This window comes from Heyndrickxia camelliae, assembly GCF_002844575.1.
In the GTDB taxonomy this organism is placed as follows: domain Bacteria; phylum Bacillota; class Bacilli; order Bacillales; family Bacillaceae_C; genus Margalitia; species Margalitia camelliae.
In genome coordinates, this window is record NZ_PIQO01000001.1 from 511,861 (window position 1) to 528,009 (window position 16,149).

Sequence of the window (16,149 nt, forward strand, 5' to 3'; positions counted from 1 at the left end):
AAAATTCATGAAGGAAGTTTATGCTTCAATGGCAGGTACAGTTTTAAATATATTTGTAAACAATGGTGATGAGGTTACGCAGGGGCAGACGGTCATTATGTTGGAATCCATGAAAATGGAGATCCCAATGGATGCCGAAGTAGCTGGTAAAGTAACTGAGGTAAAAGTAAACATTGGAGATTTTGTAAATGAAGGAGACATATTACTAACATTAGAATAAGCTCTTTGGACGAGGGGAGATGGCTATATGACAAAAATTGCAGATGTGTCACTATCAGAAATAAGGGAAAGAATTAGTGCGGGTGGTCCTGAAAAGTATCATGAAAAACTTAAGAGCCAAAATAAACTTTTTGTAAGGAATCGTTTAGATAGATTGTTTGATAATGGAGAATATGAAGAGGATGGCCTGTTTGCAAATTGCCAAGCGGATGATTTGCCAGCAGATGGAGTTGTCACAGCAATCGGAGCCATAAATGGTCAAACAGTATGTGTGATGGCAAACGATTCAACGGTTAAGGCAGGATCTTGGGGAGCAAGAACCGTTGAGAAAATCATACGTATTCAAGAAACAGCAGAAAAGTTAAAGATTCCTCTATTGTATTTAGTCGATTCCGCAGGTGCACGCATTACTGATCAATTAGAAATGTTTCCAAACCGACGAGGTGCAGGGAGAATTTTTTACAATCAAGTAAAATTATCCGGAATGATCCCTCAGATATGTTTGTTGTTCGGACCTTCTGCTGCGGGTGGGGCTTATATACCAGCGTTTTGCGATATTGTTATTATGGTAGATAAAAATGCCTCTATGTATCTAGGGTCTCCGAGAATGGCGGAAAAGGTTATTGGGGAAAAGGTATCGCTTGAGGAAATGGGCGGTGCGAGAATGCATTGTTCTGTCAGCGGCTGTGGGGATATGTTAGTACAATCAGAAGAAGAGGCGATTGATGCCGCTCGTAAGTATTTAGGATACTTTCCAAAGAATTATTCAGAGAAGCCAAGTAAGGTGGAAGCTGTTCAACCTAGAAATGGCAGAAGTTTAGATGAGATTATTCCAAAACACCAAAATGCTCCGTTTGATATGTATGAATGCATTGATTCACTGATCGATGACGAGAGCTTTTTTGAAATTAAAAAACTATTCGCACCAGAGTTAATTACAGGGTTAGCTAGGATTGGAGGTAGAGCGGTTGGAATTATCGCCAATCAGCCTAAAGTAAAGGGCGGAGTTTTATTTGTGGATTCCGCGGATAAAGCAGCAAAGTTTATTCAACTATGTGATGCCTTCCATATTCCGTTATTGTTTTTAGCAGATGTTCCAGGATTTATGATAGGTACAAAGGTAGAAAGGGCAGGGATTATACGACATGGAGCGAAATTAATTGCCGCCATGAGCTCGGCTACTGTTCCGAAAATATCCGTTATAGTTAGAAAAGCATATGGTGCAGGATTGTATGCAATGGCTGGCCCGGCATTTGAACCGGATTGTTGTATTGCATTGCCGACGGCGCAAATAGCTGTAATGGGTCCGGAAGCTGCCGTTAATGCTGTCTATTCTAATAAAATTCAGGCTATTGAAGACCCGAAAGAGAGAATAGCCTTCGTTCAGGAAAAGCAAAAAGAATATCAAGAAACCATTGATATTTATAAGCTGGCTTCCGAATTAATAGTTGATGAGATAGTAGCACCAAATGATTTAAGAAAAGTATTGATTAGTCGATTCCATCTATATGAAACAAAAGAATTAAACTTTAGCACACGCAAACACCCAGTGTATCCTGTGTAAATTAAGCAAGTGCAAAAGACCAAATCGCAAAAGATTTGGTCTTTTGTTTTTTTCTGTGATTACCGGTCACTAGTTCTGTGATATGGGCAAGGTTGGTTGTTTTTTTATTATACAGAAGGACGTTTCATTAACTTGTATAAAAAAGTGATTTTTAGGGCGCTTGTGCGTAAATAACGAATTCAATCATTAACGGATCGCCGCATTTCTTTTTTTTTCACACTATTATTATAATTTGGTACAATAGTATAAAAGAATTAAATTGAGGGATTCGAATGAAAATCGCAATTATCGGTGCAGGATCCATAGGTCTTTTATTTGCTGGATATCTAGGAAAGAAGCATGCCGTAACGATAATTCCGAGAAGAGAGGAGCAGTGTGCACAACTCGAAAAAGAGGGAATATCAATCGTTATGGAAGGCAACAAATGCTTTAAAACCATTGTGAAATCAAATATAGGATATGAATCTTTAAATGAACAAGATCTGGTAATTGTTGCAGTGAAACAATACCATCTTCCAAATATCAAACCAATTTTAGTTGACTTGAAACACACAATACCGTTGTTGTTTTTGCAAAACGGTATGGGACATATAGAAATATTAAAAGATTTAAACAGTAAAACAATATTAGTAGGAACGGTTGAGCACGGTGCTTTAAAAGTAAATGATTATACTGTGAAACATAATGGTATTGGCCAAACCAATATTGCTATGTATAAAGGGGAAAGCTCTATCATCGACTCCCTGGTTTCATACAATATTGCTTCTTTCCCATTTTGTCAGCAATATAATTGGGAAAAGATGCTTGTAAAAAAGCTGATGATTAATGCAATTATTAATCCTCTAACAGCTGTTTTAAAAATAAAAAATGGTCAACTTATAACAAACTCTTTCTATTTATCATTGTTAAAAGAGTATTTTCTTGAGCTTTTTTCCGTCTTTTCTTTTATGGACAAGCAGTTGGTTTTTGAGGAAATATTGAAGATATGCCGTAATACTAGTGAAAATAAGTCTTCCATGCTTAATGATATCCTGCATAATCGCAAAACAGAGATAGATGCGATTCTAGGCTATATTTTAGAAAGAGCGAAATCACAAAAAATCCAATTGCCAATTACAAAGATATTATTTCAAATGGTAAAGGGAATGGAAGGGGGAAGCGGAGAATAGAATGGGAATATTTCTTTCATGGATCGCCGGAGTATTGATATTGATTCCTTTCATTGCCTATTTACTAGTGTTTTTCGCAGTGAAACTTATTACGAATAATCATAGAAGAGCTGTTTCTTACGCAATTGATATTACTACCTTATTTCTTATATTATCGGTTAATGAAATTGCGTTTGTATTATGGTCACATTCATTTTTATGGGTCATCATATTGCTATTGCTGTTAATAGCCATAGGTTTTGTTTTCTTATATCGCTATATGCGGAATGAAATTATTTATTCCAAGGTTTTCAAAGGATTTTGGCGCTTTAATTTCTTATTATTTTGTGCCGCATACATTATTCTTATGATTTATGGTTTGACAAGAAGTGTACTTGATTCAGTTGCAATGAATTAAACAAGGAAAATTATTTAAGCAATTTTTTTCTCTTTCCTGCATAATAATGCTATACTCTAACAAGATTAAGATGGAAAATTATCATTTGTTTTATTAAGTTATTGAGAAAGGAAGATTCACCTTATGGATCTGGAAAAAATCTTCATTCCAGCAACGAACCGTTTTGCTTCCCTTTACATAGAGCAAAAAAAACCTGTGAAAGACTTTTTTCATTATGACATAACAGATCAAGATGTTTTTAAGAAGCGATATAAAGATGTGCAAGCTCGAACATTTGAAAGAGAAAAACTTGCAGATTGTATAGAAGCATATATGGAGAAATTTTCTCCAACTGAGGAAGTAAAAAAGTCTCTTGCAAAATTAAGACAACCTGAATCAGTTGTGGTTATAGGTGGGCAACAAGCTGGATTATTGACAGGACCGTTATATACAGTTCATAAACTTATTTCGATTATTCACCTTGCAAGGGAACAGGAACAGGCATTACAAGTCCCTGTTGTTCCGGTTTTCTGGATAGCGGGAGAAGATCATGATTACTTAGAAGTTAACCATGTTTTTGTAGAAAAAGATCGTTCCATCCATAAATTAAGTTATGCTGAGGGACCAATTGATAAACGAATGGTTTCCGATGTGGAATTTGATAAAGTACATATGAAAAAATGGGTTAAAAAAGTATTCGAGCACTTCGGAGAAACTGAATATACTAACAAGCTGCTTCATATGATGGACAACACAATTGATCAATCCAAAACGTTTGTTGATTTTTTTGTGAAAGTAATCCTTGATCTATTTTCTAAATATGGGGTACTGCTTATTGATTCCGCAGATAAACAATTAAGAAGGCTAGAGGTTCCTTTCTTTAAACAGATTATTGAACAAAGTAGTTCGATTACTAATTTAGTCTTACAACAGCAACAGAATATTGGTTCTTTTGATTTTGCCAATACTATTGACATTGGAAAGAATGCCGTTAATTTATTCTATTATGATGGGAAGGAGAGAATATTATTAGACTACTTCCCAGAGCAAGATATCTACATCGGCAAAAATAATAAAGTCCAGTTTACTAAAATGGAGTTATTAACAGAACTTGAAAATCATCCAGAACATTTTAGTAATAATGTAGTGACTAGACCAATGATGGAGGAATGGCTCTTTCCAACCCTTGCTTTTATCGGAGGTCCTGGTGAAATAGCATATTGGGCAGAATTAAAGCTTGCCTTTGAACATATGGGATTCGATATGCCTCCTGTTATTGCAAGATTGAATCTGACAATCTTAGAACGCTCCATTGCTGCAGATATGGAGGAAATGCAGTTAGATGTTGTACAGACCATTCGTGATGGAGTAGAGGAAGTCAGAACTGATTATTGGAATTCAGTAAAAGATGAAACGTTGGATGGACTAGTATCAGAAGCGAGGGACTGGCTAGAAAAACAATATAGCCAAATTCTATCCAACAGTGATAAAGGTATCGAACCGTTGATTGAGAAAAATTTATCTATCCATATGCGTCAGCTTGAGTTCTTACAAAGGAAAATTAATTTAAATATTGAACAAAAGCATGACAACGTGTTGGAAGTATATAATCGCATCGAAAGAAGCTTAAGACCAAATAATTCTCCACAAGAAAGAATTTGGAATATCTTTTATTTCATTAATAAATATGGAATCGCATTTATTGATGATCTTTTATCTCTTCCGTATGAGTTTGACGGAACCCATAAATTAATAAGATTGTAAACCAGTTTGAGATTTCAAACTGGTTTTTTTTATGAAAAAAACATGACAAAAAGCAGGAAATATTAAGGGTCAAGTATAATTTAAAAAATAGGTGGTGAAAAGTGGGGGAATGTGGTACATTTATTTTAGAAAGTGGGGGCTTGTTCTATGTTCATGGGGGAATACCAACACAACATTGATACGAAGGGACGAATTATTATTCCCGCCAAGTTTCGTGAGCTCTTAGGTGAGACGTTTGTTATCACGAGAGGACTTGATCGATGCTTATTTGGTTACCCAATTGAAGAATGGAAACAAGTCGAAGAAAAACTTAAAGCCCTCCCACTAACAAAAAAAGATGCACGTGCTTTTACCCGATTTTTCTTTTCTGGCGCTTCTGAGTGTGAACTGGATAAGCAAGGAAGAATCAATATCCCCACTCCACTTGTGGCCTATGCCCAGTTAGAAAAAGAGTGTGTCGTATTAGGTGTTTCCAATCGAATAGAGATTTGGAGCAAGGATTTATGGGAAGACTATTTTGAGGAATCTGAAGAATCATTTGCCGAAATTGCGGAAAATATGATTGGATTTGACATCTAAGACTTAAAAGGGCAATGATAATAAAATTAATTTCCCATGATTCGATTGGAAGGTGATTTTTTACATGTTTGAGCATACAACTGTGCTATTAAAAGAAACCGTTGATCAATTAAATATTAAACCAGATGGTATTTATGTAGACTGTACCCTTGGAGGCGCTGGGCATAGTCAGTACCTATTGTCCAAGCTTTCACCACAAGGAAGGCTAATTGCATTTGATCAAGATGTAACAGCCCTAAAGCATGCAAAAGAAAAATTGAACCAATATGAAAACCAGGTAACTTTTATTAATAGTAATTTTCGTAATATAAAGGACGAGCTTCTTAGAATAGGAATTCAAGCTGTCGATGGTGTTTTATATGATTTGGGGGTTTCTTCACCACAATTAGATACACCCGAGCGAGGATTTAGTTACCACCATGATGCGCCGTTAGATATGCGGATGGACCTTAGTGGAGAAATTTCAGCATACGAAGTAGTAAATACCTGGCCATACGAAGAATTAGTGAAAATTTTCTTTAAATATGGGGAAGAAAAATTTTCGAAACAAATTGCCAGAAAAATAGAGGCTGCGCGTGAGAATGCACCCATTCAAACAACTGGACAACTTGTAGAATTAATTAAAGAGGGGATACCTGCACCAGCAAGGAGAAAAGGCGGTCATCCTGCAAAAAGGGTTTTCCAGGCAATAAGAATTGCGGTTAATGATGAGTTAGGTGTTTTTGAAAATTCCCTTAAAGATGCAATTCAATTATTAAAACCAAGTGGAAGAATTAGTGTCATTACTTTTCATTCATTGGAAGACAGAATTTGTAAAACGATTTTTAAAGAAGCGAGTCAAGGGCCCGAGTTACCTCCAGGTCTCCCATTTATACCGGATGAATACAAACCTCCACTAAAAATCATCACAAAAAAACCAATAATACCTAGTGAAGAGGAATTAAATCATAATAACCGCGCTAGGTCAGCGAAGTTAAGAGTTGCTGAAAAGCTGTAATAAAATATGTCTCAAATCAGAGATTACATCAAATAAAAGGAGGAGAAGAGCTTGAGTAATTTAGCTAGGAAACAACAGTATTTAGAACCACAAAGACAACAAAATACCCAAACAAAACAACAGCCAGTACCCGTACATACCCGAAGATCCATTACTTTAGGAGAGAAAGTGCTAGGAGCATTGTTAGTTGCATTTATTGCTATAATGGCTATCAAGATTATTTCTACTCAAGCTGCTATCTATAAAGTGAATAGAGATATTCAAAATCAGCAGTCCTCCATTCAATCTCAAATAAAAGCAAATAACGATTTGCAAACACAGGTCAGTGACTTAAGTCAATATGATCGAATTAAGAAAAAGGCCGAAAAACTGGGATTAAAATTAAATGAAAATAATGTTAAGGTTGTTGAAGGTAAATGATCAAAAAAAGAGCCAATATTAACAAAGGAGCAGGGATATTATTTTTAATATTCGGTCTGCTCTTTTTTATCATAGTTGTACGTTTCATTACAATTCAGGTTACGGGACAGGCAGATGGAGTGGTTCTTGCTGCACAAGCTGCAAAGCAATATTTGCGAACGAATATCTTGGAGGCAAAACGAGGTACGATTTATGATGATAAGGGGGAGGTAATAGCAGAAAATGTTGCTTCCTATACCCTTGCAGCGGTGTTAGATAAAAAAATGACTACTGATCCTGAAAATCCCCATCATGTCGTCAATCCGCAAATGACAGCTGAAAAATTATCTCGCTATATTAATATGCCTGAAGAGGATATTTATAAGATTTTAACTAAAAAAGGACCAAAACAAGTTGAATTCGGCAAGGCAGGGAAAGATATTTCTTATGATACAAAGAAAAAAATAGAGGCACTTAAGCTACCTGGAATTATTTTTATGCCTGATTCCAAGAGGTTTTATCCAAATGGCATCTTTGCCTCTCACTTAATTGGCTATGCTCAAAAAAATGAGAATGATGTTAATTCAAAACTGGTCGGAAAAATGGGATTAGAAAAAAGTCTTGATAAATACCTTGAAGGGACGGATGGCAAGGTATCCTTTGAAGGTGATTTATGGGGATATTTATTGCCAGGCGCTAAAAAGGATGTACAAGAGCCAAAAAATGGTGACAATGTTTATCTGACCATAGATAAAAAGATTCAAATTTTCATAGAAGATGCTATGTCCAAGGTAGAGGAAAAATATAAGCCGAAAAATATGATTGCTATTGTGGCCGATCCAAAAACGGGGAAAATATTAGGAATGGGACAAAGACCCACTTTTGATCCAACAACGAGAGAAGGAATCGAAAAAGGTTGGAGTAATCAAGTGGTGGAGACATCATATGAGCCAGGCTCCGTGATGAAAATATTTACATTAGCGGCTGCAGTTCAAGAGGGAGTGTTTAACCCCAATGCACTGTATAAATCTGGTACCTTTTATGTGAAAGGGGTCCCGAATCCAATTAGGGATTGGAATAATGGAGCTGGATGGGGTTCCATTTCATATTTACAAGGACTTCAAAGGTCTTCGAATGTTGCCTTTGCCACATTACTTGACAAGATTGGCCAAGACACTTTTCGAACTTACTTAGATCGCTTTCATTTTGGACAGCCGACAAACATAGGGCTTCCTAACGAAGCTTCAGGAAAAATATTATACAATTGGCCAATTGAAAAATACACTACTACATTTGGTCAAGGGACAACTGTAACAGGTGTTCAAATGATTCAAGCTGCTACAGCGATTGCGAATGATGGAAAAATGATGAAGCCGTATGTAGTGGATAAAATTGTCGACCCTAATAAAAATGTAGTTAAAACAACAAAGCCAGAGGTAGTTGGAAAACCAGTAAGTGCAGCAACGGCTAAACAAGTACGTGACTATCTTCGTACGGTAGTGACCGCCAAAAACGGTACAGGAAGTTGGTATGACATTCCTGGTTATGATGTCGCAGGTAAAACGGGAACTGCACAAATTCCTGGTTCAGACGGCAAATATTTGAAAGGTAGAAATAATTATATCTTTTCATTTTTAGGAATGGCTCCCAAAAACAATCCTAAATTAATCGTCTACGTAGCTGTTCAACAGCCGCAACTAGGTGAAAATGAAAGAGAATCGATACCTGTTCAAATGATTTTTAACCCAGTAATGAAAAACACTTTACAATATTTAAATATAAAACCTGCTAAAATGGTGGAAACAAAGGTAACTAAAGTACCGAATGCTACGAATATGAATGTTAGTGAGGCACAAGCAAAGCTTAAGGATATGGGGCTTCAGGTTGAAGTGTTAGGGAAAGGCACAAAAGTAGTAAATCAGCTTCCGAAGCAAGGGTCAACCCTTATACAAGGGGAGCGAATATTCTTAAAAACAGATGGCCGTCCTTCTGTTCCTGATATGGCAAATTGGTCCAAGAGGGATGTAATGAATGTTGCTGATTTATTAGATTTGAAACTTAATTTGACTGGTGACGGCTACGTTTGGAAGCAAAGTATAACGCCAAATTCTCCAATTCAAAAAGGGGATCCTCTAGTTGTGAATCTATTACCAATGGATAAAATAGTGGAGGAACAGGCAAAAAAGAAAACACAAGTAAATAAGGGACAAACTCAAAATAAGCAAAGTTCTAATAATAGTTCGCCGCCGCTCGACTAACTTGCAGCCCTTCAATGGAAGGGCTGTTCTTTTTTTCTTGGTACAAGCATATATATTATGGAAAAATGGCATTCCAGTGGGGAGGAAGAGCTGAATTAGAGGAGGATCGTGTCATTGAAACGAGTATCCAATGTAACAGTTAGGAAGAGATTGGTCGTAACGCTTCTTATCGGTCTTTTAGTTTTTGGGGTAATTGATGCACGACTTGGATATGTTCAATTCTTTTCTGGTGATTGGCTAACGGCAAGAGCAAAAAATTTGTGGAGCAGGGATATTACCTTTGAACCGGAAAGAGGGAAAATTGTCGATCGGAATGGGGTTGCAATTGCTTCTAATCAAAGTGCACCGACAATCTATGTTATTCCAAGACAAATAGAAGATCCCGCAAATACAGCTGAAAAGCTTGCAGCTGCTCTAAATGCATCCAAGGAAAAAATATATGAACAAATAACAAAGAAATCAAGTAAAGAGCGACTTAAAGCAGGGAGGAAAATTTCCCCTGAAACAGCTAATAAAGTACGAAAGTTAAATTTGAAAGGTGTATATATAGCAGAGGACTCCAAACGGTACTATCCATTTGGCAGTTATCTATCTCAAGTGCTAGGATTTACAGGTATAGACAATCAGGGATTAACAGGACTTGAATTAACGTATGATAATGAATTGAAAGGAAAACAAGGTTCTGTACAATTTTATTCAGATGCAAAAGGCAAGAGAATGCCTAATATGTCTGATGACTATGTTCCGCCTGAGAACGGCTTAAATTTGAAATTAACGGTTGATACAAAAATTCAAACCATTATAGAACGTGAATTGAATAATGCGGAAAAGAAATATAATCCCGACGGCATTATCGCGATTGCGATGGATCCGAATACTGGTGAGATATTAGGGATGTCCAGCCGTCCAACTTTTAATCCTGCAGAATATAAGAATGTTCCACAGGAAGTATATAACCGTAACTTACCAATCTGGAGTACGTATGAGCCGGGATCTACATTTAAAATAATAACACTTGCAGCTGCGCTGGAAGAAGGAAAGGTTGACTTAGAAAAGGACAGCTTCTACGATCCGGGTTATGTTAAAGTGGGAGGAGCCACTCTTCATTGTTGGAGACGTGGTGGACATGGCAGTGAATCATTCCTTGAGGTAGTTCAAAATTCATGTAACCCAGGATTTGTGGAGCTAGGTGAACGTTTAGGAAAAAATACACTTTTTAAATATATTCGTGATTTCGGTTTTGGACAAAAAACCGGAATAGACCTTTCTGGTGAAAGTTCGGGAATTTTATTCAACTTAAATAAAGTTGGTCCTGTTGAATTGGCTACAACTGCATTTGGACAAGGGGTGTCTGTGACACCAATACAGCAGGTAGCAGCTGTTTCTGCAGCAATCAATGGCGGGACCTTGTACCAGCCTTTTATAGCGAAAGAATTAGATGATCCAGCTACCGGCAAAGTGATGATGAAAAAAACTCCAGTTGCAAAAAGAAAGGTGATTTCTGAAAAAACATCCAAAGAAATACGTCATGCCTTGGAAACAGTTGTTGCACAGGGAACAGGAAAAAATGCTTATGTTGATTCTTATCGTGTTGGTGGTAAAACAGGTACGGCTCAAAAGGCGAAAAACGGAAGGTATTTAGAAAATAACTACGTTTTGTCTTTTGTAGGATTTGCACCTGCGGATGATCCGCAAATTGTTGTTTATTTTGCAATAGATAATCCGAAAAATACAGTGCAATTTGGTGGTCAAGTAGCAGCACCGATAGCAGGAAATATCATTGGAGACAGTTTAAGGGCTATGGGTGTAAAACCTAGAAAAAATCAAATTGAAAAAGAAATTACTTATCCGCAAGTTCCGCTTGTAGAAGTTCCAAACTTAGTTGGGACAAGTAAAAAAGACTTTCTTGGTGTCGATGTAAATTTAAAACTTGATATCAGCGGCAAAGGAGACACAGTGCTGAGGCAAGATCCAGCACCAGGAAAGAAAGTAGAAATTGGGTCAACCATAAGGGTATATATGCATTAATGAGTAGGCGGCAAACATGGATTGCCGCCTGTTTTTAAGAAAAGGCTGTTTTCACAAAGATTGTGCTTTTCGTATAAGTATATAATTCTTTTTTTCTACATTCCGTTATTCATTTGATTTTTAGGAAACTCCCGTAAACATCCTACTGCCGATTTTTACTCATATATAAATAGCAACAGATTAAAATTGGCTTTTTCATTTTATACAAAGTTTAAGAAAAGAGCATAAGAAAAATATTATTTATATCATAAAATCATGAATTAATCGCAAAGCTGCATAGATTCATGATCATTTTTTTAGTAAAATAGAAACGATTGTTTATTTTAGTATGGAGATTTAAGATAAAGAATCAAAATCTAAGGCTTACCATGTAAAAAAGTTTGGGAAACGCCGATTTAATTCTAAGACTAAGTTGCATGAGCGGTAAAGCTAGCGGGAGGGCAAGGCGCTTACGCTTTTGGAATAGGAGATGAAAATATGAAATTACATACACTTTTGAAAGTATTACCATTCGTAAAGTTTCCGAACGATAACCCTGAAATTCAGGATATTGTTCAAGATAATCGAAAAGTTACACCTGGAAGTTTATTTATTTGTATACAGGGACTTACAGTAGATGGGCATCGATTTGCAGAAGATGCTGCTAATAAAGGGGCTGTGGCTATCTTATCTGAAAAACCATTAGATGTAGATATTCCCGTTATTATTGTCCCTGACACTAAAAGAGCGATGGCGATCCTAGCCGATTCCTTTTATGGACAGCCAACGAAAAAAATGAAGCTAATTGGTATCACTGGTACAAATGGAAAAACAACCACAAGCCATTTAGTCGAACAAATCCTTCGTGATGCAGGAGAAAAAACAGGCTTAATTGGCACTATGTATATGAAAATAGGAAATAACACATTAGAAACGAAAAATACGACACCGGATAGTTTGACCTTACAAAGCACCTTCAAACAAATGTTAGATGAAGGGGTAAGTTCAGCAGTGATGGAAGTGTCCTCCCATGCACTTGACCAAGGAAGAGTATTTGGATGTGATTATGATGTTGCAGTATTTACTAACATTACTCAAGATCATTTAGATTATCACCATACTATGGAAGCATATCTGCGAGCAAAAAGTCTGCTATTTGCACAACTTGGAAATGCGTATAATCATGAACATCCTAAATTTGCTGTTTTAAATATAGACGATTCAGGCTCTAAGCAGATTCAAAAAGAAACTGCTGCACATATTGTTACATATGGAATTGACAATCAGACAGCTCAATTCAGAGCCAAAGATATTGACATGAACGCCAAGGGAACTGTTTTTACCCTAGTGTCTCCTGCTGGTGAAAGAAGAGTCCATCTTCAACTGATTGGGAAATTCAGCATTTATAATATTTTAGCTGCAATTTCAGTTGGATATGTATTAAATATTCCGCTCGATTCTATCCTTCAATCGGTTGAAAATGTGAAAGGTGTGCCTGGTAGATTTGAGTTGGTTCAAGCTGGACAGCAATTCCCAATTGTCGTCGATTACGCCCATACACCGGACAGCTTGGAAAATGTTTTAAAGACTGTCCAGCAATTTGCTAAAAAACGAATTTTCGTGGTAGTTGGCTGCGGAGGTGATCGTGATAGGACGAAACGACCGATAATGGCACAGATTGCATGTCAGTATGGAACAGACCCTATATTTACTTCAGATAATCCTCGAAGCGAGGATCCGGAGGCCATTATTAAGGAAATGGAAGCTGGAGTAAAGGGGCTTCAATATGTTACATTTGTTGATCGCAAGGAAGCAATCAAATATGCAATACAGCATGCTTCAGAAGGTGATGTGGTGTTGATTGCTGGGAAAGGCCACGAAACATATCAAATTATCGGAAATAAGATCAATGATTTTGATGACCGTAAAGTCGCAAGCGAAGCGGTACAGGAGTGTAAAAAATGATTAACATTCATGATTTGTATAATCTTTTTCCGCATAATCGTGGGATTAAGGCTGATTCGATTACATTTGATGTCGTATCCATTTTTGATCATGGAGATTTAAAAAAGGGGTTATTCATTCCAATATCTGAAGATCAAAAACTAGATAGAGCAATTGAAGCTGGTGCTATTGCAGCTCTTTGGCCGCAAGAGCTAGAAATTCCTTTCTATACTCCCAATCATTTTCCGATTTTTATAGTGGAAAGTCCAATATTTGCTTTGCAACAACTATGTAAATATTATATTAATAAAATTGAACAAGAAGAGTGTGAAAAAATGACTAAATTTATTTTATTTAGTCCTGAACTTCTTAATCATCATCCATATTCATATGATTTATCAAAAAAAGGTACAGGACAACAATTACAAAAAACTATTATGGAAATAATAAACAGAAAGGAGAGGGGATAAAAATGATGTCGCAAGTTATTTTCTTTACAATTTTAATGGGATTTCTTATCACAGCCTTACTTTCGCCTATTTTTATTCCCTTTTTAAGAAGGCTTAAATTCGGGCAGAGTATACGTGAGGAAGGTCCTAAATCCCATCAAAAGAAAACTGGTACCCCGACAATGGGTGGAATTGTCATTTTACTTTCTATATTAGTAACTACTTTAGTAATGACAGGAAAATACTCAGAGCCTTCGGTTAAAACGTATTTACTATTACTTGTTACTATAGGATTTGGGATTTTAGGTTTTTTAGATGATTTTATTAAAGTGGTATTAAAGCGGAATCTTGGGTTAACGTCCAAGCAAAAGTTATTAGGTCAAATTATCATATCGGTTATATTTTATATTATTTTAAAAAAATCTCATATCCCGACAGATATTTCGATTCCATTTGTACATACCTCCGTTGATCTTGGTTGGTTCTATCTCATTATGATTATTTTCTGGTTGGTAGGCTTCTCAAATGCAGTTAATTTAACAGATGGATTAGATGGTTTAGTTTCTGGAACAGCAGCCATTGCTTTTGGAGCTATGGCAATCATAGCATGGCATCAATCACAGTATGATATTGCTGTATTTTCTGTAGCGGTAGTAGGTGCCCTGTTGGGATTTTTGGTCTTTAACGCACATCCTGCAAAGGTATTTATGGGTGATACCGGTTCCTTAGCATTAGGGGGAGCTTTGGCGACTGTTGCCATCCTAACAAAGCTTGAAATATTGCTGATTATTATTGGTTTTGTATTTGTAATGGAAACCTTATCAGTTATTTTACAGGTAATATCTTTTAAAACGACTGGGAAACGAATTTTCAAAATGAGCCCGTTGCACCATCATTATGAGCTTGTCGGATGGTCTGAATGGCGAGTGGTTGTAACATTTTGGTCTGTAGGGTTATTATGCGCTATATTAGGAATTTATATTGAGGTGTGGTTGTAATTGAAAAATATTAAAGATTATCAGCATAAAAAAATACTTGTATTAGGGCTAGCGAAAAGCGGGGTCAGTGCAGCTTCCCTTCTACATAAATTAGGTGCTTTTGTTACCGTTAATGACAAGGAACCGTTAGAAAAAAATCCTGAAGCTCAAGGGTTGCTTCAGGAAGGTATTAAGGTTATTTGCGGAAGCCATCCAATTGAACTTATAGATGAAGGCTTTGAATTAATTGTAAAAAATCCGGGGATTCCATATAGTAATCCTCTTGTTTCCAGAGCGCTTGAGCGCGGGATTCCTGTGATTACGGAGGTAGAATTAGCTTATAAAATTTCAGAGGCAGAGATTGTTGCCATTACAGGTACCAATGGGAAGACAACTACCACAACATTAATTTATGAAATATTAAATGCAGACGAAAATAAAGCTCCTTTAATTGCCGGAAATATTGGTACTGTTGCATCTGAAGTTGCCCAAAAAGCTACGGAAAACAATCAGATGGTTGTGGAATTATCTTCTTTTCAATTAATGGGGATAAAAGAATTCAGACCGCATATTGCCATCATTACAAATATATATGAAGCCCATTTAGACTATCATGGAACAAAAGAAGAATATGCTAAGGCCAAAGCCAATATTACTAAAAACCAAACTAAGCATGATTATTTAATCGTAAATGATGATCAAAGTGAACTTATGGATTTAGTGTCCTTTTCACAGGCTAGAATCATTCCGTTTTCAACAACCAGATATATTAAGGAAGGATGCAGCTTACATAATGGAGAGATAGTATTTCTTGGTGAAACTATCATCCAACAAAGTGAAATTGTGCTTCCTGGTTCACATAACTTAGAAAATATTTTATCTGCAGTTGCTGCGGCTAAGTTAATGGGAGCATCCAATGAAGCTATTCGGAAAGTATTAACAACCTTTAAAGGTGTTAAGCATCGCACTCAATTTGTCATGGAGATTGAAGGACGGAAATTTTATAATGACTCAAAGGCTACGAATATTTTAGCTGCCAGAAGTGCATTAAATGCTTTTCATCAGCCTGTCATTTTGCTTGCTGGAGGTCTTGATCGCGGCAACAGCTTTGATGAGCTAGTCCCATATTTAAAAAATGTAAAAGCACTGATTACCTTCGGACAAACTGCTGGAAAAATAGAAGAAGCAGGTCACGCAGCGGGAATAGAATCTATCATACGTGTCGATAATGTTGAAAAGGCAGTACCTGTGGCATATCAATTATCCAGTCCGGGTGATGTCGTATTACTATCGCCTGCTTGTGCAAGTTGGGATCAATATAAAAGTTTTGAAATTCGGGGTGATATTTTTATTGATGCCGTGCATAAGTTAGTATAAGAGCTTGTACAAAATTAATGAGCTATTATGTACTTACAGCAAGATCAGCACCTTCAGTGTATAAATGAAG

At 36.6% G+C, this 16,149-nt stretch carries 14 protein-coding genes; all 14 read left to right on the forward strand.

Going from position 1 to position 16,149, the window contains the following annotated elements:
* Positions 1-7 precede the first annotated feature (7 nt).
* Positions 8-220: an acetyl-CoA carboxylase biotin carboxyl carrier protein subunit gene (locus CWO92_RS02575; protein WP_101352604.1), complete on the forward strand. Its 213-nt coding sequence runs from the start codon at positions 8-10 to the stop codon at positions 218-220.
* 27 nt (positions 221-247) lie between these two features.
* Entirely contained in the window at positions 248-1,783 is a 1,536-nt protein-coding gene (locus CWO92_RS02580) for an acyl-CoA carboxylase subunit beta (RefSeq protein WP_101352605.1), read from the forward strand.
* Positions 1,784-2,055: 272 nt separating this feature from the next.
* The gene (locus tag CWO92_RS02585) at positions 2,056-2,952 is read left to right on the forward strand and encodes a 2-dehydropantoate 2-reductase (RefSeq protein ID WP_101352606.1); all 897 of its coding nucleotides are present in this window, start codon (positions 2,056-2,058) and stop codon (positions 2,950-2,952) included.
* A gap of 1 nt (position 2,953) precedes the next feature.
* Positions 2,954-3,349 carry a DUF3397 domain-containing protein gene (locus tag CWO92_RS02590; RefSeq protein ID WP_101352607.1) on the forward strand — a complete coding sequence of 132 codons (396 nt, stop codon included), beginning with the start codon at positions 2,954-2,956 and terminating at the stop codon, positions 3,347-3,349.
* A gap of 123 nt (positions 3,350-3,472) precedes the next feature.
* Entirely contained in the window at positions 3,473-5,092 is a 1,620-nt protein-coding gene (gene bshC, locus CWO92_RS02595; protein ID WP_101352608.1) for a bacillithiol biosynthesis cysteine-adding enzyme BshC, read from the forward strand.
* Between the two features lie 147 nt (positions 5,093-5,239).
* Positions 5,240-5,671, forward strand: a complete 432-nt coding sequence (gene mraZ, locus CWO92_RS02600; protein WP_101352609.1) for a division/cell wall cluster transcriptional repressor MraZ — start codon at positions 5,240-5,242, stop codon at positions 5,669-5,671.
* Between the two features lie 64 nt (positions 5,672-5,735).
* Complete coding sequence (gene rsmH / locus CWO92_RS02605) at positions 5,736-6,668, forward strand: 16S rRNA (cytosine(1402)-N(4))-methyltransferase RsmH (protein ID WP_101352610.1); 933 nt, start codon at positions 5,736-5,738, stop codon at positions 6,666-6,668.
* Between the two features lie 51 nt (positions 6,669-6,719).
* Positions 6,720-7,088, forward strand: a complete 369-nt coding sequence (gene ftsL / locus CWO92_RS02610) for a cell division protein FtsL (protein WP_101352611.1) — start codon at positions 6,720-6,722, stop codon at positions 7,086-7,088.
* Positions 7,085-9,325 carry a penicillin-binding protein gene (locus CWO92_RS02615; protein WP_101352612.1) on the forward strand — a complete coding sequence of 747 codons (2,241 nt, stop codon included), beginning with the start codon at positions 7,085-7,087 and terminating at the stop codon, positions 9,323-9,325. The genes ftsL and CWO92_RS02615 overlap by 4 nt, the downstream gene beginning before the upstream one ends.
* A 114-nt stretch (positions 9,326-9,439) precedes the next feature.
* Entirely contained in the window at positions 9,440-11,353 is a 1,914-nt protein-coding gene (locus tag CWO92_RS02620; protein WP_101352613.1) for a stage V sporulation protein D, read from the forward strand.
* 477 nt (positions 11,354-11,830) lie between these two features.
* The gene (locus CWO92_RS02625; RefSeq protein WP_101352614.1) at positions 11,831-13,297 is read left to right on the forward strand and encodes a UDP-N-acetylmuramoyl-L-alanyl-D-glutamate--2,6-diaminopimelate ligase; all 1,467 of its coding nucleotides are present in this window, start codon (positions 11,831-11,833) and stop codon (positions 13,295-13,297) included.
* Entirely contained in the window at positions 13,294-13,746 is a 453-nt protein-coding gene (locus tag CWO92_RS02630; RefSeq protein WP_101352615.1) for a hypothetical protein, read from the forward strand. The genes CWO92_RS02625 and CWO92_RS02630 overlap by 4 nt, the downstream gene beginning before the upstream one ends.
* Before the next feature lie 2 nt (positions 13,747-13,748).
* On the forward strand, positions 13,749-14,723 hold the full coding sequence (gene mraY, locus CWO92_RS02635; protein WP_101352616.1) for a phospho-N-acetylmuramoyl-pentapeptide-transferase: 975 nt from the start codon (positions 13,749-13,751) through the stop codon (positions 14,721-14,723).
* Positions 14,724-16,079: a UDP-N-acetylmuramoyl-L-alanine--D-glutamate ligase gene (gene murD / locus CWO92_RS02640; protein ID WP_101352617.1), complete on the forward strand. Its 1,356-nt coding sequence runs from the start codon at positions 14,724-14,726 to the stop codon at positions 16,077-16,079.
* The last annotated feature ends 70 nt before the right edge of the window (positions 16,080-16,149 follow it).